20 protein-coding genes are annotated in these 22766 nt (G+C 68.9%); 13 read left to right on the top strand and 7 right to left on the bottom strand.

What is annotated here, in order from left to right; translation table 11 throughout:
* The first annotated feature begins 12 nt into the window (after nucleotides 1–12).
* Nucleotides 13–294 carry a DUF1905 domain-containing protein gene (locus FFS56_RS07015; protein WP_046748514.1) on the top strand — a complete coding sequence of 94 codons (282 nt, stop codon included), beginning with the start codon at nucleotides 13–15 and terminating at the stop codon, nucleotides 292–294.
* A gap of 16 nt (nucleotides 295–310) precedes the next feature.
* Here the strand turns inward: FFS56_RS07015 and FFS56_RS07020 are convergent, their stop codons facing one another.
* Nucleotides 311–814, bottom strand: a complete 504-nt coding sequence (locus FFS56_RS07020; RefSeq protein WP_052748758.1) for a GNAT family N-acetyltransferase — start codon at nucleotides 812–814, stop codon at nucleotides 311–313.
* Entirely contained in the window at nucleotides 807–1091 is a 285-nt protein-coding gene (locus tag FFS56_RS07025; protein ID WP_046748734.1) for a DUF1778 domain-containing protein, read from the bottom strand. The genes FFS56_RS07020 and FFS56_RS07025 overlap by 8 nt, the downstream gene beginning before the upstream one ends.
* A gap of 119 nt (nucleotides 1092–1210) precedes the next feature.
* On the opposite strand from FFS56_RS07025, the gene FFS56_RS07030 reads away from it, so the two are divergent.
* The 6 genes from FFS56_RS07030 to FFS56_RS07055 are packed head-to-tail and all read left to right on the top strand — an operon-like array spanning nucleotide 1211 to nucleotide 6850.
* Nucleotides 1211–1906 carry a DUF1684 domain-containing protein gene (locus FFS56_RS07030; protein ID WP_046748512.1) on the top strand — a complete coding sequence of 232 codons (696 nt, stop codon included), beginning with the start codon at nucleotides 1211–1213 and terminating at the stop codon, nucleotides 1904–1906.
* Nucleotides 1907–1934: 28 nt separating this feature from the next.
* Entirely contained in the window at nucleotides 1935–3431 is a 1497-nt protein-coding gene (locus tag FFS56_RS07035) for an ABC transporter substrate-binding protein (protein WP_127012883.1), read from the top strand.
* Nucleotides 3432–3484: 53 nt separating this feature from the next.
* Entirely contained in the window at nucleotides 3485–4447 is a 963-nt protein-coding gene (locus tag FFS56_RS07040; RefSeq protein WP_046748510.1) for an ABC transporter permease, read from the top strand.
* Nucleotides 4444–5304 carry an ABC transporter permease gene (locus tag FFS56_RS07045; RefSeq protein WP_127012884.1) on the top strand — a complete coding sequence of 287 codons (861 nt, stop codon included), beginning with the start codon at nucleotides 4444–4446 and terminating at the stop codon, nucleotides 5302–5304. Before FFS56_RS07040 ends, FFS56_RS07045 begins: the two co-directional genes overlap by 4 nt.
* A complete protein-coding gene (locus tag FFS56_RS07050; protein ID WP_127012885.1) occupies nucleotides 5301–6098 on the top strand; it encodes an ABC transporter ATP-binding protein in 798 nt (265 codons plus the stop codon). Before FFS56_RS07045 ends, FFS56_RS07050 begins: the two co-directional genes overlap by 4 nt.
* Nucleotides 6095–6850, top strand: coding sequence for an ABC transporter ATP-binding protein (locus tag FFS56_RS07055; RefSeq protein WP_046748507.1), 756 nt, complete (start codon nucleotides 6095–6097; stop codon nucleotides 6848–6850). The genes FFS56_RS07050 and FFS56_RS07055 overlap by 4 nt, the downstream gene beginning before the upstream one ends.
* A 68-nt stretch (nucleotides 6851–6918) precedes the next feature.
* Here the strand turns inward: FFS56_RS07055 and FFS56_RS07060 are convergent, their stop codons facing one another.
* The 4 genes from FFS56_RS07060 to FFS56_RS07075 all read right to left on the bottom strand — a co-directional run bounded on the left by FFS56_RS07060 (nucleotide 6919) and on the right by FFS56_RS07075 (nucleotide 10985).
* Entirely contained in the window at nucleotides 6919–7275 is a 357-nt protein-coding gene (locus FFS56_RS07060; RefSeq protein ID WP_249352957.1) for a DUF779 domain-containing protein, read from the bottom strand.
* 62 nt (nucleotides 7276–7337) lie between these two features.
* Nucleotides 7338–8903, bottom strand: a complete 1566-nt coding sequence (locus FFS56_RS07065; protein ID WP_127012886.1) for an aldehyde dehydrogenase family protein — start codon at nucleotides 8901–8903, stop codon at nucleotides 7338–7340.
* Between the two features lie 110 nt (nucleotides 8904–9013).
* On the bottom strand, nucleotides 9014–10342 hold the full coding sequence (locus FFS56_RS07070; RefSeq protein WP_127012887.1) for a transcriptional regulator: 1329 nt from the start codon (nucleotides 10340–10342) through the stop codon (nucleotides 9014–9016).
* A 76-nt stretch (nucleotides 10343–10418) separates the two neighbouring features.
* The gene (locus FFS56_RS07075; RefSeq protein WP_046748504.1) at nucleotides 10419–10985 is read right to left on the bottom strand and encodes a TetR/AcrR family transcriptional regulator; all 567 of its coding nucleotides are present in this window, start codon (nucleotides 10983–10985) and stop codon (nucleotides 10419–10421) included.
* A 70-nt stretch (nucleotides 10986–11055) separates the two neighbouring features.
* Between FFS56_RS07075 and FFS56_RS07080 the strand changes: the two genes are divergently transcribed.
* The 5 genes from FFS56_RS07080 to treZ all read left to right on the top strand — a co-directional run bounded on the left by FFS56_RS07080 (nucleotide 11056) and on the right by treZ (nucleotide 18395).
* A complete protein-coding gene (locus tag FFS56_RS07080) occupies nucleotides 11056–11628 on the top strand; it encodes a dihydrofolate reductase family protein (protein ID WP_046748503.1) in 573 nt (190 codons plus the stop codon).
* A gap of 135 nt (nucleotides 11629–11763) precedes the next feature.
* Nucleotides 11764–12066 (top strand): hypothetical protein, encoded by a 303-nt coding sequence (locus FFS56_RS07085; protein ID WP_046748502.1) that lies wholly within the window; start codon nucleotides 11764–11766, stop codon nucleotides 12064–12066.
* A complete protein-coding gene (glgX, locus tag FFS56_RS07090) occupies nucleotides 12063–14237 on the top strand; it encodes a glycogen debranching protein GlgX (RefSeq protein WP_127012888.1) in 2175 nt (724 codons plus the stop codon). Before FFS56_RS07085 ends, glgX begins: the two co-directional genes overlap by 4 nt.
* Nucleotides 14234–16582: a malto-oligosyltrehalose synthase gene (treY, locus tag FFS56_RS07095; RefSeq protein ID WP_127012889.1), complete on the top strand. Its 2349-nt coding sequence runs from the start codon at nucleotides 14234–14236 to the stop codon at nucleotides 16580–16582. Before glgX ends, treY begins: the two co-directional genes overlap by 4 nt.
* A 61-nt stretch (nucleotides 16583–16643) precedes the next feature.
* Nucleotides 16644–18395, top strand: coding sequence for a malto-oligosyltrehalose trehalohydrolase (gene treZ, locus FFS56_RS07100; protein WP_127013035.1), 1752 nt, complete (start codon nucleotides 16644–16646; stop codon nucleotides 18393–18395).
* Nucleotides 18396–18476: 81 nt separating this feature from the next.
* On the opposite strand, the gene FFS56_RS07105 is transcribed toward treZ, so the two are convergent.
* Nucleotides 18477–19904, bottom strand: coding sequence for a CCA tRNA nucleotidyltransferase (locus tag FFS56_RS07105; protein ID WP_127012890.1), 1428 nt, complete (start codon nucleotides 19902–19904; stop codon nucleotides 18477–18479).
* Nucleotides 19905–20164: 260 nt separating this feature from the next.
* Between FFS56_RS07105 and FFS56_RS07110 the strand changes: the two genes are divergently transcribed.
* Nucleotides 20165–22747, top strand: coding sequence for a fibronectin type III domain-containing protein (locus FFS56_RS07110; RefSeq protein WP_127012891.1), 2583 nt, complete (start codon nucleotides 20165–20167; stop codon nucleotides 22745–22747).
* Nucleotides 22748–22766 lie beyond the last annotated feature (19 nt).

Genomic DNA, 22766 nt, shown 5'->3' on the forward strand with positions numbered 1-22766 from the left:
AAGGAGACCGCCATGCCCACGCCACTCGACATCACGTTCACCGCCACCCTCGGAAAGGTGCGCGAAGGCGACACCTGGACCTGCGTGCAACTCGGCGACTCCGCGACGATCTTCGGCACGCGCGGACTCGTGAAGGTCGCCGGTACCGTCGACGGCGAGCCTTTCCGGGGAGCTTTCATGGCGCTCGGCGACGGGACGCACAAGCTCCCGATCGCGGCCGCGATCCGCAAGCGCATCGGCAAGAGCGACGGCGACGAGGTGACGGTGCATCTCACCGAGCGCCTCAACGGGTGAGGTCTCTCCACTCGCCTCAGATGGCGAGGGTCGCGCGCGCGTCCTTGACAAGGAGGAAGAGCGTGCGCCGGGCCTCCGGGAATGTCGTGAAGCCGAATCTCTCGTAGAACGGCACGATCTCGTCGTTGATCGCGTGCACGAGGATCGCCCGGACGCCGATCGCCTCCGCGGCCTCGAGCGCCCGCATGGTCGCGTGTTGCAGAAGCGAGGAGCCGAGCCCGCGGCCCGCATACTCGAGGTCTACCGCCAGACGCCCGAGCAGCACGATGGGGATCGACGCGGGCATACCTGCGGCGAGTGGCGGCGGTCCGTCTGCGCGGTCGATGGCACTGGAAGACAGGCAGTAGTAGCCAGCCACTCTCCCTTCCCGCGTGGCGGAGACCATTGTGCGCGATGCCCCGCGCTTCTCGTTCGAGCGCGCCCGGCCCCGCAGCCAGATATCGAGGCTCTCCTCGCCGCAACGGAATTCCGACAGCCGGTCACCGGCAGCGAGCGGTCGCGGAGTCAGGAAGTCAGTCAACGAAGACGGTTTCGCGTCGCAACAGTTCGCGCAGACCATCGATGGAACGCGCAGGACGCTCCATGACTTCGATGAAGGCCTCGAACCGTACAGCGTCGACCTGCGATCGGCGTTCGCGCTCGATGACCTCCTGCGCGCGCTCCACGAGCGCAGACGCGGAGAAGTCCGTCACCGTGCGACCCTCGATCGCGGCCGCTTCCTCGATCGCCGCTTTCTGATCCGCCGTGACGCGGAATTCCAGCCGGGCGCTCTTGAGCGGAGATGCAGATACGGTCATGGAACCCAAGTGTACGGCAGATCTCCGTACGCGAAGTGGGATCTCTCCCGTTCAACGCGCGTTACCCCGAGTGACGCGCCCGACCCCACCGCGTTCTGCATGCAAGAGAATTGAAAGTGATGTCTGAACGCGAAGATCACACCCACTGGCAGGCCGCGCGCCGCACCGCCGTCACGTCCGCGACCGGCAACCTCGCCCTGGTCGAGACCCGTTGGACCGGGGAGCGCCCCGACCTCGACGCCGAACAGCGCGCCGCGGCCGACACGGTCACCGTGACGCCGATCGAGCGCACGAACATCGAGACCGGCGCGGCCGAGCACGGACTGCGCGTCTGGGACGCCGACTCCCCCGCCATCCGCGCCTTCGACCGCATCGACACCTACGAGTACGACCCGGCATGGGTGCTCGAAGGACACTTCACCCCGGTCTCCGGCGACCGCAGGGTGTCGTTCGAGCACATCCGCGACAACGGCGGCACGCGCGACCTGGTCGTCCCCGGCGACATCCGCCTCGAGCTCGACGGCCACGAGTACACCCTCGCCGCCTTCGACGACGGCGGCACGCTGCTGCTCGTGTTCGGCGACCAGACGAACGGATCGGAGACCTACGGATCCGGGCGCTTCCTGTTCGTCGAGCTGCGTGACGACGAAGGCTCCGTCGTCCTCGACTTCAACCGCGCTTTCGTGCCTCCCTGCGGCTTCAGCGCCCAGTACAACTGCCCGCTCCCGCCGGCATCCAACCGCTTCCCCCTGCCTATCCGAGCAGGCGAGAAGAACGTCGTTTTCCGCGACGGCTTCGACATCTACGCGGCGTGACGCCGCACCCGCTCACCCTGGAGTACTCATGAGAAGAACCCGCATCCTCGGCGCGCTCGGCGCCGTCGCCACGCTCGCCCTCGTGGCCGGCTGCGCGTCCGGCGCGAACGACGACGGCACCGCGAGCGAAGACGCCACGATCTTCATCGGTTCGCTGTACGAGCCCACCAACCTCAGCAACACCCAGGGCGGCGGCCAGGGTGTGACCGAAGCGCTGACCGGAAACGTCTACGAAGGCCTGTACCGGCTGACCGACGACGGCGAGGTCGAGCCGCTCCTCGCCGAAGATGCCCAGGTGTCCGACGACGGCCTGACGTACACGATCACCCTGCGCGACGACGTGACCTTCCACTCCGGCGACCCGCTCACCTCCGCCGACGTGAAGTCGAGCATCGAGGCCGTCACCGCCGAGGACTCGGTCTCCGCCCGCAAGTCGAGCTTCAAGACGATCTCCGACATCGCGACCCCCGATGACAAGACGGTCGTGTTCACGCTCTCGCAGCGATCGATCTCGTTCCTGTACAACCTCAGCTACGTCTGGATCGTGAACGACGAGGCCGGCGACATCACGACCACCGAAGACGGCACCGGCCCCTACACGCTCGACGAGTGGAAGAAGGGCTCGACCCTCACCCTCGAGCGCTGGGACGACTACTGGGGCGACCCGGCCAAGAACGCGGAGGTCGTCTACACGTACTTCACCGACGCGACGGCCGAGAACAACGCCCTCGTCACCGGCGAGATCGACGTCATCACCAGCGTGCAGAGCCCCGATTCGCTCACGCAGTTCGACTCCGACGACTACGTCGTCAGCGAGGGCACGTCCACGACGAAGGAGCTGCTCGCCTTCAACGACCGCGTCGCTCCCTTCGACAACACCCTCGTGCGCAAGGCCATCTACTCCGCGATCGACACGAAGAAGCTGCTCGAGTCGATCTGGGGCGACTACGGCACGTTGATCGGATCGATGGTGCCGCCCACCGACCCCTGGTACGAGGACCTCACGCAGGTCAACCCGTACGACGTCGACCTCTCGAAGAAGCTCCTCGCGGAGGCGGGCTACGCCGACGGGTTCACCTTCACCCTCGACACCCCGAGCTACGACCCGCACCCCGCCGTCGCGGAGTTCCTGCAGTCGCAGCTCGCCGAGGTCGGCATCACGGTCGAGATCAACACGATCAGCGCCGACGAGTGGTACACGAAGGTCTTCAAGGAGCAGGACTTCCAGGCGACGCTGCAGGAGCACGTGAACGACCGCGATGTGGTCTGGTACGGCAACCCCGACTTCTACTGGGGCTACAACGACGCCGACGTGCAGAAGTGGGTCGCCGACGCCGAGCAGGCAGCCACGACGGATGAGCAGACCGCCCTGCTCAAGCAGGTCAACGAGAAGATCGCCGCTGATGCCGCGAGCGTATGGTTGTACCTGTACCCGCAGATCGTGGTCGCCTCCAGCGACCTCAGCGGCTACCCCGTCAACGGCCTGAACTCGCAGTTCTTCGCCTACGACATCGTCAAGTCCTGACGTGCGTGGGGGATGCCGCGCGTCGGCATCCCCCCACGTCATCCTGAGAAGCCATGCTCGCCTATCTGCTGCGCCGCCTCGCGTTCCTCGCGATCTCGCTCGTCGTCGCGATGATCGCGATCTTCGTGTTGCTGCGCCTGCTCCCCGGTGACCCTGCGAATGCCCTGCTCTCGGTCAATGCGACCCCCGAACAGATCGCGGCCGCGCGAGCCCAGGTCGGCTCCGACCAGCCGCTGCTCCAGCAGTTCACGACGTGGGCGGGCCAACTGCTGCGCTTCGATCTCGGCGAGTCCTTCCTCAGCTCGCGTCCGGTCGGACCGGACATCGCCGATCGCCTTGCCGTGACCCTTCCGCTCACGCTCATCGCCTTCGCGATCGCGCTGCTCGTCTCGCTCGTGATCGGCATCACCGCCGCGGTGAAGTCCGACCGCTGGTACGGCATCGTGCTGTCGGGGTTCGCACAGCTCGGCGTCGCGGTTCCGGTGTTCTGGGTCGGCGTGGTGCTGGTCTGGGTGTTCGCGCTCGGACTGGGCGTGCTGCCCTCCGGCGGCTTTCCCCGCAAGGACTGGGAGGATCCGGCCGACGCGTTGCGCTCACTCGCGCTGCCGGTGATCACGATCGTGATCGTCATGAGCGCCTCCCTCAGCCGCTACGTGCGCTCGGCCACCCTCGATGTGCTCGGCAGCGACTACCTGCGCACCGCCCGAGCCGGAGGTTCCGGCATGGGCGAGGCGCTGCTGCGTCACGGCGTGCGCAACGGCGCGGTGCCGGTCGTCGCGGTGCTCGGCATCGAGCTGTCCACCACCCTGCTGGGCGCGGTGGTCGTCGAGAGCGTCTTCACCCTGCCCGGACTCGGAAGCCTGCTGCTGTCGGCCATCGAGCAGCATGACTTCCAGGTGATCCAGGGGGTCCTCGTCGTCAGCACCCTCTTCGTGCTGCTGGTCGGGTTCGCCGCCGACATCCTGCAGCGCCTGATCGACCCGCGCCTGCGCACGAGCGTCTCGGGGAACCGATGAGCCGCGTCGCCGAACAGCTGGTCACCGCATCCGTACCCGTGCGGCGACGTCCGAAGGCGACGCTGCTGATCGGCATCGTGCTCACGAGTCTCATCGTGCTGATCGCTCTGGTGTCGCTGTTCTGGCTGCCCTATCCGCTCGCCGACACCAGTGGCGGCCGCCTCGAAGGGCCCAGCGCGCTGCACCTGCTCGGCACCGACCGGCTCGGACGCGACCTGTTCTCGCAGCTGATGTGGGGCGCACGCATCGCCCTCATCGTCGGCACCTGTGCCGTCGCGATCGCCGCACTCCTCGGCACGATCATCGGGCTGATCGCCGCCTTCGCCCGCCCCTGGGTCGACGACACGCTCTCGGCGGGACTCGACGTCGTGATCGCCTTCCCCGTGCTGCTGCTCGCGATGCTGGTCGTCGCCGTGCAGGGCGCGTCGCTGTGGTCGGCGGTGCTCGCGATCGGACTCGCGATGTCGGCGGTCGTGGCCCGCCTCACCCGCATCCTGGCGCGCCGCGTGCTGCAGGAGCAGTACATCACCGCCGCGCGCACGAGCGGTACCGGGGTGCTCGGCATCGTGTTCCAGCACGTGCTGCCGAACATCGCCCCCACCCTCGCCGTGAGTCTTGCGCTGCAGTTCGGCGCCGCGGTGCTCGCCGAGGCGAGCCTGTCGTACCTGGGCCTCGGTGCCCCGCCGCCCAACGCATCGTGGGGACGGACGCTGCAAGAAGCGCAGGGCACCGTCCTCGTCGCCCCGGTGGGTGCCATCGCTCCCGGTATCGCGATCATCGCGTTGGTGCTCGGTGTGAACTTCCTCGCCGACGGTCTGCGCGACCTCGCCGACCCGACCCGCCGGAGGAGTCGATGAGTATTCTCGACGTCACGGGCCTCACAGTCCGCTCTGCTTCCGGGCCGCTGGTGCGCGATATCTCGTTCTCCCTCGCGGCGGGTGAGCGCCTGGGGCTGATCGGCGAGTCCGGCTCGGGCAAGTCGCTGACCTCGCTCGCGGCGACCGGCCTGCTCCCTGACGCCCTCAGCGCATCGGGCTCGGTGCTGCTCGGCGGGCACCAGGTCGTCGGCGCGCGGGATGCGGAGCTGCGTCCGCTGCGCGGTCCCGTCGCTCAGATCGTGTTCCAGGAGCCCCTCACCGCGCTCGATCCGCTGATGCGGGTGGGGCGTCAGATCGCGGAGCCCCTGCGACGCCATCTCGGGCTGCGTGGCGGTGAGCTCGCGAGGGCCGTCGCCACCGCGCTCGACGAGGTCGCCCTGACCGACACCCGCATCGCCCGCTCCTACCCGCACGAGCTCTCCGGCGGTCAGCGTCAGCGTGTGGCCATCGCCATCGCCCTGGCCGCGCGCCCGCAGCTGCTCATCGCCGACGAGCCGACCACCGCGCTGGATGTGACGGTGCAGGACGGCGTGCTCGCGCTGCTGGAACGCCTCGTCGACGAGCGCGGCATGGCGCTGCTGTTCATCAGCCACGATCTGGCCGTGGTGTCGCGCATGGTCGAACGCATCGTCGTGCTGCGCGACGGCCTCGTGGTCGAATCGGGTACGGTCGCGCAGGTGCTGCACGAGCCGGCCGAGCCGTACACGAGGATGCTGGTCGACAGCGCCCGGGCTCTGGACGCATTCCTCGACGCCGAGGAGGGCGGACGATGACGCTCCTCGAACTGCACGGCGCCGGCTTCGCCTACGGATCCCGTCGCGTGCTCGACGACGTCTCTCTGAGCATCGATGAAGGCGATTCGCTCGGCCTGGTCGGCGAGTCGGGTGCGGGAAAGTCCACGATCCTACGACTGCTGCTCGGGCTCGCCACCCCGCTCGGCGGGCAGGTGCTGTTCGAGGGCACCGCCCTGAGCCCGCGCGACCGCGCCCAGATGCGTCGCTTCCGCGCGAGCGTGCAACCGATCTTCCAGGACCCGTACTCCTCGCTCGACCCCCGACAGCGCATCGACCGCATCGTCGGCGAACCGCTGCGGTCGCTGGGGCTGGCGTCCGGTGCGGATGCCCAGCGCCGCATCTCTGAGGCCCTCGACGCGGTCGGGCTTCCTGCCGACACCGCACGCCGCTACCCGCATGAGTTCTCCGGTGGACAGCGTCAGCGCATCGCGATCGCCCGAGCCGTGGTCTCCCGCCCCCGGGCACTGCTCGCCGACGAACCGGTCAGCGCGCTCGATGTGACCACTCGCGTGCAGGTGCTCGAACTGCTCGATCGACTGCGCCGCGAGAACGGCCTCTCGCTCGTGATGGTGTCGCACGACCTCACCGCGATCGCCTCGGCCTGCGACCGGACGGTGGTGCTGAAGGACGGCCGCGTGGTGGAGCAGGGCGCCACGTCCGACGTGCTGCACGCTCCACAGGACCCCTACACGCGGGCACTCGTCGACGCTGTTCCTCGGCTGCCGCGCTGAGTGCGGCTCCCGTCGCGATATGACAGCTGGATTCGCCGATTCGGTTGTCATATCGCGACCGGAGTAGGTCAGAGCATCCGGGAGCGGATCAGGAACCGCATGCCGGTGGGGCCCTCGACGCTGAAACCCGCACCGCGGCCGGGCACGACGTCGATCGTCAGGTGCGTGTACTTCCAGTACTCGAACTGCGATTCCGACATGTACACCTCGACGGGCCGCTCCAGGCCGACGTCGAGCGCCCCGAGAAGCACGTCGCCTTGCCCGGTGATGAACATGCCGGTCGGGTAGCACATGGGTGATGAGCCGTCGCAGCAGCCGCCGGACTGGTGGAACATGAGGGGTCCGTGCTGGGCCGTGAGGTCGCGCACGAGCGATGCCGCTGCTTCCGTCACGGCCACGCGTTCCACGGTCTCTTCGCCGATCACGGTTCGTTCCCTTCAGAGAATATCTCCGGGCGGACGCTCGTGCGCCCGCCCGGAGAGGTGACTCAGAAGAAGCCCATCGGCCCCTCTGCGTACGAGACGAGGAGGTTCTTCGTCTGCTGGTAGTGGTCGAGCATCATCTTGTGGTTCTCCCGTCCGACGCCGGACTGCTTGTATCCGCCGAATGCCGCATGCGCCGGGTACTGGTGATACGTGTTGGTCCACACCCGTCCGGCCTCGATCGCCCGTCCCGCGCGGTAGGCCGTGTCGCCGCTGCGGCTCCACACCCCGGCGCCCAGTCCGTACAGGGTGTCGTTGGCGATCGAGATCGCGTCGTCGAAGCCGTCGAACGAGGTGACCGACAGCACCGGGCCGAAAATCTCCTCCTGGAAGATGCGCATGTCGTTCGTGCCCTCGAACACGGTCGGAGCCACGTAGTAGCCCTCGCTGAGATCGCCGCCGAGGTCGACGCGCTCGCCACCGGTCAGCAGCCGCGCACCGCCCTGCTTGCCGATGTCGATGTAGCTGAGGATCTTCTCCAGCTGATCGTTCGACGCCTGAGCTCCGATCATGGTGGCGGGGTCGAGCGGGTTGCCCTGCACGACCTTGCCCACCCGCTCCAGGCCGTCGGCGAGGAAGCCGTCATAGATCGAGCGCTGGATGAGGGCGCGAGACGGGCAGGTGCAGACCTCGCCCTGATTGAGCGCGAACATCGTGAACCCCTCGAGCGCTTTGTCGTAGAAGGGGTCGTTCGTCGAGCGGGCGACATCTTCGAAGAACACGTTCGGGCTCTTGCCTCCGAGCTCGAGCGTCACCGGGATGAGGTTCTGCGATGCGTACTGCATGATCAGTCGCCCGGTCGTGGTCTCCCCGGTGAAGGCGACCTTGCGGATGCGCTTGTGCTGCGCGAGCGGAGCGCCCGCCTCGATGCCGAACCCGTTGACGATGTTGACGACGCCGTCGGGCAGAAGGTCGCCGATGATGTCGAACAGGAACAGCAGTGAGGCCGGGGTCTGCTCGGCCGGCTTGATCACCACGCAGTTGCCTGCGGCGAGCGCGGGCGCCAGCTTCCACACCGCCATCAGGATCGGGAAGTTCCACGGGATGATCTGCCCGACCACGCCGAGCGGCTCGTGGAAGTGGTACGCCACGGTGTTCTCGTCGAGCTGGCTGATGCCGCCCTCCTGAGCCCGAAGCACTCCGGCGAAGTAGCGGAAGTGATCGACCGCGAGAGGGATGTCGGCCGCGAGCGTCTCCCGCACGGGCTTGCCGTTCTCCCACGTCTCGGCGACCGCGATCTCCTCCAGGTGCTGCTCGATGCGGTCGGCGATGCGGTTGAGGATCACCGACCGCTCGGCTGGGCTCGTCTTGCCCCAGCCGGCGAATGCCTGCCAGGCGACCTCGACCGCCCGGTCGATGTCTTCGCTGGTGCCGCGCCCGACCTCGGTGAAGGGCTTGCCGTTGACGGGGCTGACGTTCTCGAAGTACTGGCCCTTGACGGGTTCCACGAACTCGCCACCGATGTAGTGGCCGTAGCGCGCCCGATAGTTCGCGACGGCTCCGGGCTGCCCGGGGGCGGCGTATGCGGTGGACGACGGGGCGACGGACACGTCTTCTTCGACGATGGTCATGGGGGTCTCCTTCGACGGGTGCGCCGCGCTTCGGTGCTGCGGCTCTTCCCCGAAGCTAGGTCGACCGACGTTGCGACCCGATGCGCAACGTTGCGACCGGTTGCAGAGCCTCAGGCCTCGAGACGCTCGATCCGCGCGACCAGTCCCGCGCGCTTCGGCGACCGGGCGGGGAGCATCTCCAGCGCGAGGCGGAGGGCTTCGGCGTCACCCTGGCCCTCGGGGATCTCCGCATAGGAGAGCAGCACGTCGAGACTCGCCTCGGACAGCATCGCCTCCCGCAGCGCCGCGCGCACCGCCTCGCGGAATTCCTCCACACCCGGCGACGTCGACTCGGGCAGCACCGGTCCTCGGTAGGCGGTGAGCGCCACCCTGTGGGCACCTCGGTCCAGCAGCGACAGAACGTCGTGCGCATCGGTGTCGAGGGTGACGGGAAGGCGGTACGGTCGCGACTCCGGCACGAGGTCGGGAGCCGTGCGCTCGAGCACCTTCCGCAGCCGGACCATCTCGGGGCGGAGCGTGTCGGGCGAGACGCCCGGTCCGTACACGAGCTCGCACAGGCGCTCGGCCGAGAGTCCCTGTCGGTGCACGCCGAGCATCAGCAGGATCGCGGCATGACGGGCGCTGAGCTCGATCACGGACTCTTCGTGGTCCGACTCCGTCTCCAACCGGGCCCGATCGCGTCCGAGCACGTGGAGTGTCGCCCGCGCCGTTGCCAGCACCCGGGACTTCGCAGCCGACGCGCGAGGCCGGTGCGCCTCACTGCGCGCCCGCAGACGCGCCACCATCAGCTCCGACTCCACGGCGCGGGCTGTCGCATCCACGAGCAGCCGTGCCTGCAGCGAGACGACCTCCGCTCCCCCGGTGATGTCGATGACCCCGAGCACGCGGTGCGTCTCCGGGTCGCGGACGGGAGCCGCGGTACAGGACCAGGGGTGCACGAGACGGTTGTAGTGCTCCGCGCCGCGGATCTGCACGGACTGTCCGAGCACCAGAGCGGTTCCGGGTGCGCTGGTGCCGACGGCATCCTCCGACCAGTTCGCTCCCGCGACGAAGCCCATGTCGTCGGTGAGCGACCGCAGCTGCCTGTCGCCCTCGATCCACAGCAGACGGCCCGCCTGGTCGCCGACGGCGATGACGACACCGGCATCCTGAGCCTCGCCGGGCAGCAGGAGGGCACGGATCATGTCCATGACGGAGGCGAGCGGATGCGCCAGCCGATAGGCGTCCAGCTCGTCGCTCACGAGATCGAGAGGAGGAGCGTCCTCGGGGCCGACGCGACTGCGCCATGCCCGCTCCCACGACTCCCGGACGAGTGGCCGCACCTCCTGCAGACGCCGGTCTTCGAGGTTCCCGGCGAGCAGCTCCTCGTGCGCACGCTCGATGAGAAGTCGCGATGTCGGGGGAAGCGACTCGCGGGATACCTGCCACGGCGCAGACACAGCGGTCTCCGATCGTCGAGAGCGTGCGTTGCCTCAGTGTACGAGCAGCGCGCCCCCGAGGGAACACCCCGTCGGGTCAGCGGAGGAGCCCGGCGACCAGGTCGTCGATGACGTCGTCGGTGGAGGTCTCCTGATCGATGGGCGTCGTGAGCCTGTCGAGCAGGAGTCCATCGATCGCATAGTGGAACAGGGCGATCTCGCGGCGTCCTCCCGGGAGTCCCGCCGCGGTGTTGAAAGCCACGTCGGCGTCGAACCCGGCGCGCTGCCACGCACCGAGGACGGCTGCGACCTCGGGCCGCCGACCGCCCTCGAGCCGCAGCTCGAACAGCGCGAGCGTCACGTCCCGATCGTCGGTCAGGCGTCGCACGATGTCGCGGAGGTAGTCGGCGAAGAGCGCGGGTCCCGGCTCGGCCTTCGCGCGGCGTTCGAGATCATCGGCGCTCGGTGCGAGACGCTCCCCGATCCGCTCGACCAGTCCTTCGATCAGGGCGTCCCTGCTGCGGAAGTAGTTCGACGTCGTGCCGATCGGGACCTGAGCGGCGACGTCGACGGCTCGGTGCGTGAGCCCCCGTGATCCTTCGCGTGCGAGCACGGCGAGTCCCGCATCCGCGATGGTCCGTCGTCGCGAGTCGTTCTTCACCATGGAAGGAACCCTAGCGCAATCACTACGCCTGTTGTACTGTAACCGCTACAGATGTAGTGATTGGAGAACCATGCGAGAGCTCGTGTACTACGCCGCCGTCAGCCTCGACGGGTACATCGCCGGTCCGAACGGTGAATTCGACGCGTTCCTCATCGAGGGCGACCACATGGACGGCATCAATGCCCGCTTCGCCGACACGCTGCCGACCGTCGCCGCCGAAGCCCTCGGGGTTCCGCAGCGGCGCGAGATGTTCGACACCGTCCTCATGGGGTGGAACACCTACGCCGTGGGCGGGCTGTCGAGTCCCTATCGACACCTCCGCCAGATCGTGTTCAGCAGTACGAGGACAGCGGACGGCGAGAACCTCGAAGTGACAGCGGAGAACCCCGTGTCGGTGGTGCGACGCCTGAAGCAGGAGGAGGGAGCAGCGATCTGGCTGTGCGGCGGCGGCGCACTCGCGGCAACCCTCGCAGACGAGATCGATCGACTCGTGCTGAAGCGGCAGCCGCTGCTCTTCGGGGCGGGCATCCCGCTCTTCCGTGAGCGCTCTTACCGTCCCGAGCGGTTCGATGCGGTGCAGACGGTCGCCTACGACTCGGGCGTCGTCGTCACGGAACTGCAACGCCGCCCCCACGAGAGCTGATATCCCGCCGAGACCTGACGCCCGGACGGCGAGGAGAAGGACGCGCCATACCTCCTCCTCGCCGCCCTGGCAACGGTGTTCCCGAAGGGCGGTCTGGTTCCTAGCGTGGGAGCACCCCACGAGTCAGGAGGCGCCATGAACGTCCGAACCCCCACCCCCACTGGCTCTGCCCGCCACGCCTCCGCGCACCCCGCCGACAGCCCGGCTCACCGGCCCGCGGTCGAAGCCGTGTGCGAGCGCGTCGGCTTCGACCGCTACGTCGTCAGCCACGATCGTCCCGTCGGCTACATCGACGTCGTGCCACCGCTTTTCGTCTGCTATCTGGGCCACCCGTATCCCCGCTCGGTGGAGGTCGCGCAGGTCTACGATTTCGAGCGTGCAGTGAGTATCGTCGATGCCATGGCAGCCGGCACCCGCAACCACACCGTCGCCGGATGAGCGGCGAGATCTGGCCCGGAACCGCATATCCGCTCGGGGCGACCTTCGACGGTCAGGGGACGAACTTCGCCCTCTTCAGCGAAGGCGCCGAGCGCGTCGAGCTGTGCCTGTTCGATGAGGACGGCACGGAGACCCGCGTGCCCCTCACCGAGGTGGACGCGTTCGTCTGGCACGGCTACCTTCCCACGGTGCAGCCGGGGCAGCTCTACGGCTACCGCGTGCACGGACCGTACGACCCCGCCCAGGGGCAGCGATTCAACGCGAACAAGCTGCTGCTCGACCCGTACGCCAGGGCCGTGGCCGGGCGGATGGACTGGGGCCAGCCCCTCTTCGGCTACGACTTCGGAGACCCCGACTCGCGCAACGACGACGACTCCGCGGCCGCGATGGTCAAGAGCGTCGTGGTCAATCCCTTCTTCGAATGGGCGGGTGATCGACCGCTGAAGACCCCCTATGCCGAGACCGTGATCTACGAGGCGCACGTGAAGGGGCTCACCCAGCGGCATCCCGACATCCCCGAAGAGCTCCGAGGCACCTACGCCGGCATCGCCCACCCCGCCGTCGTCGAGCACCTCCAGCGCCTCGGCATCACGGCGCTGGAGCTCATGCCCGTGCACCAGTTCGTCGACGACTCCGTGCTCGAGGAGAAGGGGCTGTCGAATTACTGGGGCTACAACACCCTGGGGTTCTTCGCCCCGCACAACACCTACTCCGCGACGGGCGAGCACGGCCAGCAGGTGCAGGAGTTCCGGGCGATGGTGCGCACCCTGCACGAGGCCGGGATCGAGGTCATCCTCGACGTGGTCTACAACCACACCGCGGAGGGCAACCACCTCGGCCCGACGCTCTCGATGCGCGGTATCGACAACGAGGCGTACTACCGACTCGAAGAGGACAAGCGCTACTACACGGACTACACCGGCACGGGCAACAGTCTGAACGCGGGCAACCCGCATGCCCTGCAGCTGCTGATGGACTCGCTGCGCTATTGGGTGACCGAGATGCACGTCGACGGGTTCCGCTTCGACCTCGCGGCGACCCTCGCCCGCGAGTTCTACGACGTCGACCGCCTCGCGGCGTTCTTCGAGCTCGTGCAGCAGGATCCGATCGTCTCCCAGGTGAAGCTCATCGCCGAGCCGTGGGACATCGGCCCCGGGGGCTACCAGGTGGGCAACTTCCCGCCGCAGTGGACAGAGTGGAACGGCAAGTACCGAGACACCGTGCGCGACTTCTGGCGCGGTGAGCCGCAGGCACTCGGCGAGTTCGCCTCCCGCCTCACCGGGTCCGCCGACCTGTACGAGCACTCCGGCCGACGACCCGTCGCCTCGATCAACTTCGTCACTGCGCACGACGGCTTCACCCTGCGCGACCTCGTCTCGTACAACGAGAAGCACAACGAGGCGAACGGCGAGGACAACAACGACGGCGAATCCCACAACCGCTCCGACAACATGGGCGCGGAGGGACCGACCGACGACATCGACATCAACCGGCGCCGCGCGCGTCAGCAGCGGAACTTCCTCGCCACGCTGCTGCTCTCGCAGGGCGTGCCGATGATCTCCCACGGCGACGAGCTCGGCCGCACGCAGCACGGCAACAACAACGGCTACGCGCAGGACAACGAGCTCACTTGGATCGACTGGGAGGCGGCCGACCTGCCCCTCGTCGAGTTCACCGCCGCCGTGGCCCGACTCCGCCGTGAGCATCCCACCTTCCGCCGCAGCCGCTTCTTCGACGGTCGCCCCGGCCGCTCCGACGACGACCGCATCCCCGACGTCGTCTGGCTGCGCCCCGATGGCCGACCGATGGCACCGGAGGACTGGGATTCCGGATTCGGGCGCTCCGTGGGGATGTTCCTCAACGGACAGGGCATCCGCGAGAACGATTCGCGAGGGCGCCCCGTCACCGACGTGAACTTCCTCGTCTACTTCAACAGCGGCGACGAGCCGATCGACCTCGTCATCCCCGACGAGCGCCACGGTGCGCAATGGCGGATCGTCGTCGACACCGCAGGCGAACTGGCCGCGGATCGCGCGCTGGAGCCCGGGGACGGCATCCCGCTCGACGGCAAGGCGACCCTCGTGCTGCAGGAGATCGACGGAGTGCCGGAAGCCGCCGACGACTCGGTCGACGCCTCCCTCCGCGCCCAGAGCGGGCAGGCGGCGTCGTGACCCTGCGTCCGCTCTCCACCTACCGATTGCAGATCACCGCCGATTTCCCCCTCGACTCCGCGGCAGGGGTGACCGATTACCTCGCCGACCTCGGCGTCTCCTGGGCGTACCTCTCCCCCGTGCTCGCGGCGGTCAGCGGCTCGAACCACGGTTACGACGTGGTCGACCACGGACGCGTCGACCCCGAGCGTGGAGGCGAGGAAGGACTCGAGCGCTTCGCCGCCGCCGCTCGGGCCGCAGGGCTCGGGATCCTCGCCGACATCGTGCCCAACCACATGGGAGTCGGTGCCCCACGCCAGAACGCCTGGTGGTGGGAGGTGCTGCGTCTGGGGAGGGAGACCCGTGTCGCGGCGGCCTTCGACATCGACTGGGCGGCCGGCGGTGGGCGTCTGATCCTGCCGATCCTGGGCTCATCACCGGAACAGGCGATCACCGAGCGCCTCTTCGCCGTCGACACGACCCCGGCACCCGACGCGCCCGACGGGGTACTGACGTACTTCGAGCACGTGCTGCCGCTCGCCCCCGGCACGGCGCAGCTGGCCGACGACCTTCCCGCACTGCTCGCCGCCCAGCATTACGACCTCCGCTACTGGGAGGAGCAGAACACCGATCTCAACTACAGACGGTTCTTCGCCGTCTCCGAGCTCGCCGGCCTCCGAGTCGAGCTGCCGGACGTCTTCGCGGAGTCGCATCGCGAGATCATCCGATGGATCCGCAGCGGGCTCGCGGACGGATTGCGTGTCGATCACCCCGACGGGCTCGTCGATCCGACCGGATATCTGGAGCGCCTGGCTGACGCGACGGGGCGGGCGTACACGCTGGTCGAGAAGATCCTCGAACCGGGCGAAGCCCTGCCCGCGTGGTGGCGCACCGAGGGAACGACCGGATACGACGCTCTCGCCGACATCGATCGGCTCTTCGTCGACCGTGCGGGAGTCGACGCTCTCGACAGTCTCGACGAGAGGCTGCGTGCGGAGACCGGGCTCCCGGCCGCCCCCGCCTGGCCTGACCTGATCCACGACACCAAGCGCATGATCGCCGACGGGCTGCTGCAGGCGGAGGTGCGCCGGCTCGTGCGCACTCTGCCCCACGGGATCGTGCACGCCGATGACGCCCTGGCTGAACTCGTGGCGTGCTTCCCGGTCTATCGCTCGTACCTCCCCGAGGGGCGCGAGCATCTGCGCGTCGCGTTCACCGAGGCCCGTCGACGCCGCCCCGACCTCTCGGCGGCCTTCGCCGAGCTCGAGCCGCTGCTGTCCGACCCCCGACTCGAGGTCGCGCAGCGCTTCCCTCAGGTAACCGGAGCGGTGATGGCGAAGGGCGTCGAGGACACCGCGTTCTACCGCTTGACCCGACTGGGAACGCTCACCGAGGTGGGCGCCGACCCCGCGATCCCCGCCGTGACGGTCGACGACTTCCATCGGCGGCAGAACGCCAGGCTCGGCGCCTGGCCGCACTCGATGACCACGCTGTCGACGCACGACACGAAGCGCTCGGAGGATGTGCGCGCCCGACTGTCGGTCCTCTCCGAGATCCCCGAGCGCTGGGCCGAGGTGCTGGGTGAACTCCGCACCATCGCGACCACCGGCCACGGTCCGCTGGATGCCCTCCTCTGGCAGGCGGCGGTCGGTGCGTGGCCCCTCTCCTCCGAGCGTTTCCTCGCCTATGCGACCAAGGCGGCACGCGAGGCCGCGGAGGCCACGACCTGGCAGCATCCGGATGCGCGGTTCGAGGAGGGCCTCGCGACGATCGCGCAGGCGCTCGAGGGCAAAGCCGCCCCGATCCTGGAACGCTTCGTGGGCGAGATCCTGGTGTCCGGCCGCTCCAACTCGCTCTCCGCGAAGCTGCTGCAGCTCACCGCGCCCGGCGTCCCCGACGTGTATCAGGGCACGGAGCTGTGGGACCTCTCCCTCGTCGACCCCGACAACCGTCGACCGGTCGACTTCGAGCTGCGGAGGCGGATGCTCGCGGAGCTCGACGCGGAGGTCGCGCGGGGCATCCTCCCCGCCGTCGACGACTCTGCGCGGGCGAAGCTGCTCGTCACGTCGCGAGCACTGCGCGCCCGTCGAGACAACCCCGAGCTGTTCCGGTTCTACCGTCCCGCTGTCGTCGAGGGCGCGGCAGCCGACCACGCTGTCGCGGCTCATCGCGGAGGGATCACCGTCGTGGCCACCCGTCTTCCGATGGGGCTGGCGCGCCGCGGAGGATGGGGCGACACTGTCATGATGCGCCCCGACCTCCCCGCCACCGACCTGCTGACCGGCCGACGCATCGGACCGGGGCCGGTCCGGCTGGCCGAGCTGCTGAACACGTATCCGGTGGCTCTGCTCGAGCTCGCCCGATGAAATCCGTGTGCTCGATGACGGCACGACGGTGACGGCGGGTATCGATGACGGCGGGGTATCGATGATCGAGGTCTGGGCACCGAAGGCGAGCAGGGTGCGGCTGAGACGAACCTCTCGACACGGCAGCACGACGCAGACCGATCTCGATCCGACGTCAGGCGGATGGTGGCGAGCCGGCGACGAGCTCGAAACCGGCGAACGCTACGGGTTCCTCCTCGACGACGATCCCGAGCTGCGGCCGGATCCGCGCTCTCGCCGACAGCCCGACGGTGTGCACGCGGCATCCGCGGCGCTCGACGTCGGCGACTTCGCCTGGAGCGATGCGGGATGGGCGGGACGGCAGCTCGCCGGAGGCCTGGTCTACGAACTGCACCTCGGCACGTTCACGCCGGAGGGGACGCTCGACGCCGCGATCACGCGCCTGCCTCACCTGGCGGACCTGGGGGTGACACACGTCGAGCTGCTTCCGGTCAACGCCTTCAACGGGCGCTGGAACTGGGGCTACGACGGAGTGCTCTGGTACGCGGTGCACGAGGCGTACGGGGGCCCTGCCGCGTACCAGCGGTTCGTGGATGCCGCGCACGCGCACGGGCTCGCCGTGGTGCAGGACGTGGTCTACAACCACCTCGGTCCGAGCGGCAACTACCTGCCCCTGTTCGGCCCCTACCTGCGCGAGGGCGAGAGCACGGCGTGGGGCGACTCGGTCAACCTCGACGAACCGGCCGTGCGCGACTACATCATCGACAACGCCCTGATGTGGTTGCAGGACTTCCATGTCGACGGGCTGCGTCTCGATGCGGTGCATGCTCTGCACGATCAGAGCCCTGTGCACATCCTCCGCGAACTCGCCGAACGCGTCGACGCGCTGTCGGTGCAGCTCGATCGTCCGCTCGCCCTGATCGCCGAGTCCGACCTCAACGATCCGACGCTCATCCTGCCCCGTGAGGCCGGTGGCTACGGCCTGACCGCGCAGTGGTCAGACGACTGGCACCACGCCGTCCATGTGGCCCTCACGGGGGAGACCGGCGGCTACTACGCCGACTTCGCCGCGGAGAATGCCCTGGCGAAGGTGACCGAGCACGGGTTCTTCCATGACGGCACGTTCTCGTCCTTCCGCGGACGTCCCCACGGCGCGCCGATCCCACCCGAAGTGCCGACGTGGCGACTCGTGACCTTCGCGCAGGACCACGATCAGGTGGGCAACCGCGCGGCAGGCGACCGCCTCTCCGCCACCCTCTCTCCGGATCGCCTGGCCGTCGCTGCGGTCCTGACCCTCACCGCCCCCGGCACTCCGATGCTCTTCATGGGCGAGGAGTGGGGTGCGTCCACCCCCTGGCAGTTCTTCACCTCGCACCCCGAACCCGAGCTCGGCCGCGCCGTCGCCGAGGGGCGGACCGCCGAGTTCGCCCGCATGGGGTGGGATCCGGATGCGGTGCCCGACCCACAGGACCCCGACACGTTCGCCCGCTCCCACCTCGACTGGAGCGAGCTCGACGATCCGGAGCACGCGCGGATGCTCGACCTGTACCGCGACCTCGTGACGCTGCGAAGAGAGTGGCCCGGCCTCACCGACCCCGACTCCACGCACACCGCGGTGGAGGTCCGAGAGACCGACGGCACGCCCGAACGGCGGGTCTACCGCATCGACCGCGGAGACCTCTCCGTGGTGGTCAACCTCGCATCGACGTCGCAGGCGTTCGACGTGGGAGCCCGCACCAGGGTGCTGCTTTCCACGTCGGGGTTCCGTCGGGAGGACTCGCTCGTGACGCTGCCGCCCGACAGTGCAGCGATCGTGACCTCGCCCCTGGTCTGAGCCGCCACAGTTCGGCCACCACAGTGCGGCCACCGAGCGCGGCCACCGAGCGCGGCCACCGAGCGCGGCCACCGCGCGCGATCAGTCGCGCGCAGCCCACCACTCGCGCAGGCGCTGTTCGGCGACATCCGCCCCGAGCACGCCCTCGTCCAGGCGCAGGTCGAGCAGGAACCGATAGGCCTCGCCGACCTCGCGGCCTGGTCCGATCCCGAGCACCTGCTGGATGCGGTTGCCATCGAGCTCCGGGCGGATCGCGTCGAGCTCCTCCTGCTCGCGGAGCGCGGCGATGCGCGACTCGATGTCGTCATACGCGCTCGCGAGACGGCCGGCCTTGCGCTTGTTCCGTGTGGTCACGTCGGCACGGGTGAGGATGTGCAGGCGTTCCAGCAGGTCGCCGGCGTCGCGCACGTAGCGGCGCACGGCTGCGTCCGTCCACGCCCCCTCGGCGTAGCCGAAGAAGCGCAGGTGCAGCTCGATGAGCGTGGCCACGGCGTTCGTGGTCTCGGTGTCGAAACGCAGCGCCTGCAGCCGCTTGCGCGCCATCCGCGCACCCACGACGTCGTGGTGGTGGAACGTGACGACGCCCCCGGCCTCGAGCTTGCGCGTGCGCGGCTTGCCGATGTCGTGCAGCAGCGCGGCGATGCGCAGCGGCACATCCGGTACGGCTCCGGGATGACGGGAGTGCTCGAGCTCGATGGCCTGGGCGAGCACGGTCAGCGAGTGCTCGTAGACATCCTTGTGGTGGTGGTGCTCGTCGACTTCGAGGCGCAGCTCGGTGACCTCGGGGAGGAACTCGTCGATCAGCCCGGTGTCCACCAGCACGCGGATGCCGCGCACCGGGTCGTCGGTCTGCATGAGGCGCACCAGCTCGGACTGGACGCGCTCGGGGCTGACGATCTTCAGCGTCTCGCGCAGCTCGGTGATCGCCGCGGCCGTCGCCTCCTCGACCTGGAAGCCGAGCTGGGCGCTGAAGCGAGCGGCGCGCAGCATCCGGAGCGGGTCGTCGCCGAACGACACCCGAGGATCCGCCGGCGTGCGCAGGACGCCGGCGATGAGGTCTTCCACCCCGCCGGTCGGGTCGACGAGCTTCACGGACGGCACCTGCAGCGCCATGGCGTTCACGGTGAAGTCGCGGCGCACGAGGTCGCCATCGATGGTGTCGCCGAACTCCACGGTGGGCTTGCGGGTCACACCGTCGTAGCTGTCCGCGCGATAGGTCGTGATCTCGACCTGTTCACGCTGCACGCGTGCGCCGATCGTGCCGAACGCGCGACCGATGTCCCACTGCGCGGTGGAGATGGGCGTGACGATGGCCAGGATGTCGTCGGGGGACGCGTTCGTCGTGAAATCGAGATCGTGCGTGTCACGGCCGAGCAGGGCATCACGCACCGGACCGCCGACGACCGCGAGGTCGAAGCCCGCTTCGTCGAAGGCAGTCGCCAGGGTGCGGACGACCGGGTTCTCGGCGAGCGCACCGAGACGAGCGAGGCCGTCAGCCATGTTGAGCATGGGTTCCAGCGTACCGGGGCGAGCCGTCCGCGCCGGGGCCGTCTCCCGCCCCGGCGAAAACCCAGACCATCCGTCCGCGCGCCGGCGCGCCATCCCTCGACACGCCGCTCCCCGCGCAGTCGGTCTCCGTTTCGGCCGGGCGACATCGTGAACGGAGTTCACCTTCCTGTCGCCAGGAGGTCAGCGCCCGGTCATCCCGCTTCGATGGGGTGGAGGGGCCCCGTGCGGCTGAGCACGGAACCCCACCTCGAAGGACTGACATGACCTCCCCCACCCCTGCGGTGCGGTGGCGGCGTCGCGGACTGACGTCCGTCGCGCTCCTCGCCCTGCTCGGCGGCGCCGTCGTCGCCCCCGCGGCTCTTGCCGCCCCCGACCCCGAAGTGCCGACGGGCTCACTGATCACCGGCGACACCGCCTGGCACTACCTCGACGACGGATCCGACCCGTCTCCCGCACCCGCAGCCCTCCGCGACTGGACCTTGCCTGCCTACGACGACAGCGCGTGGAAGACGGCTCCGGGCTCGTTCGGCGCCAAGGGCGGGAAGCTCGCACCGGTCGGCCCGCAGACGCCCAAGACCCTGCTCAACCACTACCTCGACGGCACGGCGGCCCCGACCGTGCCGACCTACTTCTTCCGCACGACGTTCGAGCTCGAGGCAGGCGTCGCCGAGCAGGTCGCCGCCCTGCAGAGCACCATCACCTACGACGACGCCATCATCGTGTGGATCAACGGCCAGGAGGTGGCCCGCTACGTCGACGGCAGGATCACCGACACCACCAACGTCGAGTACGCGGGCGATGGCAACGGCGACCCGCTCACGAGCACGTTCAGCGCCGAGGGAACCCTCCTGCACGACGGCACCAACACGATCGCGGTGTCGCTTTTCCAGGACCGCGCGACCAGCTCCGACATCTTCTTCGACATGTCCGCGTTGACCCTCGTGAAGGCCTCCGCACCGGGTACCCCCGTCGTCGCGCCGCCGACGCGCGTCATCCTCACCCCGACCGAACAGCCGGCCGTCTCGCAGTCGTTCTCCTGGCTCGCAGGCGACGCCTCGCACACGGTCGGACAGGTCGAGATCGCCCCGTCCGCCGGCGGAGAGACCCGCACGGTCGACGCGTACGACGCGGGTGTCGTGAACGGCAACCCGAACAAGCACTTCTCGGCGACGGTGACGGGTCTCACCGCTGCCACCGAGTACCGCTACCGCGTCGGCCTGCCCGGAAGCTGGAGCGACTGGTTCACCTTCCGCACCGCGGATCCGTCCGCGACCGACTTCCAGTTCATCTACTACGGCGACGCCCAGATCGGTCTGGACACCACGTGGCCGAGCGTCGTGAAGCAGGCCGAGGCGCAGGCTCCCCGCTCGATCGGCTCCGTGCACGCGGGTGACCTGATCAACACGTCGAGCAACGAGAACGAGTGGGTCAACTGGTTCAAGGGCATGAAGGATTCGGCCGTCCGTACGAACGTGATGGCCGCCCCCGGCAACCACGAGTACTCCGGCGACAAGCTGCTCACGGCGTGGAAGGCGGCGTTCGAGTACCCGCGCAACAACCCGTCGACCAGCTCCATCGGCGAACTCGCGAACCTGGCGAAGGGCGACTCCGAGGTCGCGCAGCAGTACCGCGCGTTCTTCGACCACTGGAGCTCGTTCGCCGCAGAGACCGCGTACTACACCGACTACCAGGGCGTGCGTTTCATCACCCTGAACGCCACTCGCGACACGACGTTCCTCACCCCGGCCGGCCTCCCGTCGTGCACGGGGGCGGAGTGCCCCTCGTCGCAGATCGGCACCCTGTGGACGCGCTTCCAGGGTGCATGGCTCGACCTGCTGCTGCAGAACAGCCCGTCGAAGTGGAACGTCGTCACGTTCCACCAGCCCGTGTTCTCGGCCTCGGCCGGGCGCGATGAGCCCATCCTCCGCGCCGAGTGGCTGCCGGTCTTCCAGCGCAACGACATCGACCTGGTTCTCATGGGACACGACCACACGTACGCCCGCGGATACGTGAACACCGACGCGACCGAGACCCCCGGCCTCACCACGGGCCCGGTCTACGTCGTCTCGAACTCGGGCGCGAAGCACTACGACCTGGAGACGCCGGAGAAGAACGTCTGGACCAACAACGGCGCCACCCAGGTGCTGCGCGGTCAGGGCGTGACGACCTACCAGGTGATCGACGTCTCGAAGAATCAGCTGGTCTACCGGTCGTACCTGGCCGAGAAGCAGCCGGACGCCACGACGGACCTCCCCGTCGGTGCCGTCTACGACACGTTCACGGTGACCAAGTCGGATGCGGGCGAGAAGTGGGTGACCGAGGCCGGCGTCACACCTCCGGTCACCCCCGAGCCCGAGGCTCCGGCGAAGGTCGAACTCGGCGCGGCATCCGTGCAGGCCGGTGGCACGGTCACGGTGACGGGCAGCGGCTTCGCAGAGGGCGCTCAGCTGCGGCTCGAGCTGCGTTCCGACCCGGTGCAGCTGGGCACGGCGACCGCCGGTGCGGACGGCTCGTTCCAGCGCACGGTGACCATCCCGGCGAACACTCCGGCCGGTGCGCACACGCTCGCCGTGATCCAGCCCGACGGCACCGAGGCCACTGCAGCTCTGAGCGTCACGGCCGCGTCCGGTGGCGGAGCGACAACACCGGGTAACGGCGGTTCCGCGGGTAACGGCGGATCCGCAGGTAACGGCGGCTCCACCGGCGGCGACCTCGCCACCACGGGAGCCGACAGCCTTCCCTACATCGCCGCTGCCGTCGTGCTCCTCGCCGCGGGCCTCGGCCTGTTCGCGATGCGCCGCCGTCGCCGGCACGCCACGGTGGACACGACCGAGGCGGAGTAGTCCGAGAGGGGGCGTCGCC

The organism is Microbacterium sp. Beta (genome assembly GCF_005502545.1).
GTDB lineage: Bacteria > Actinomycetota > Actinomycetes > Actinomycetales > Microbacteriaceae > Microbacterium > Microbacterium oxydans.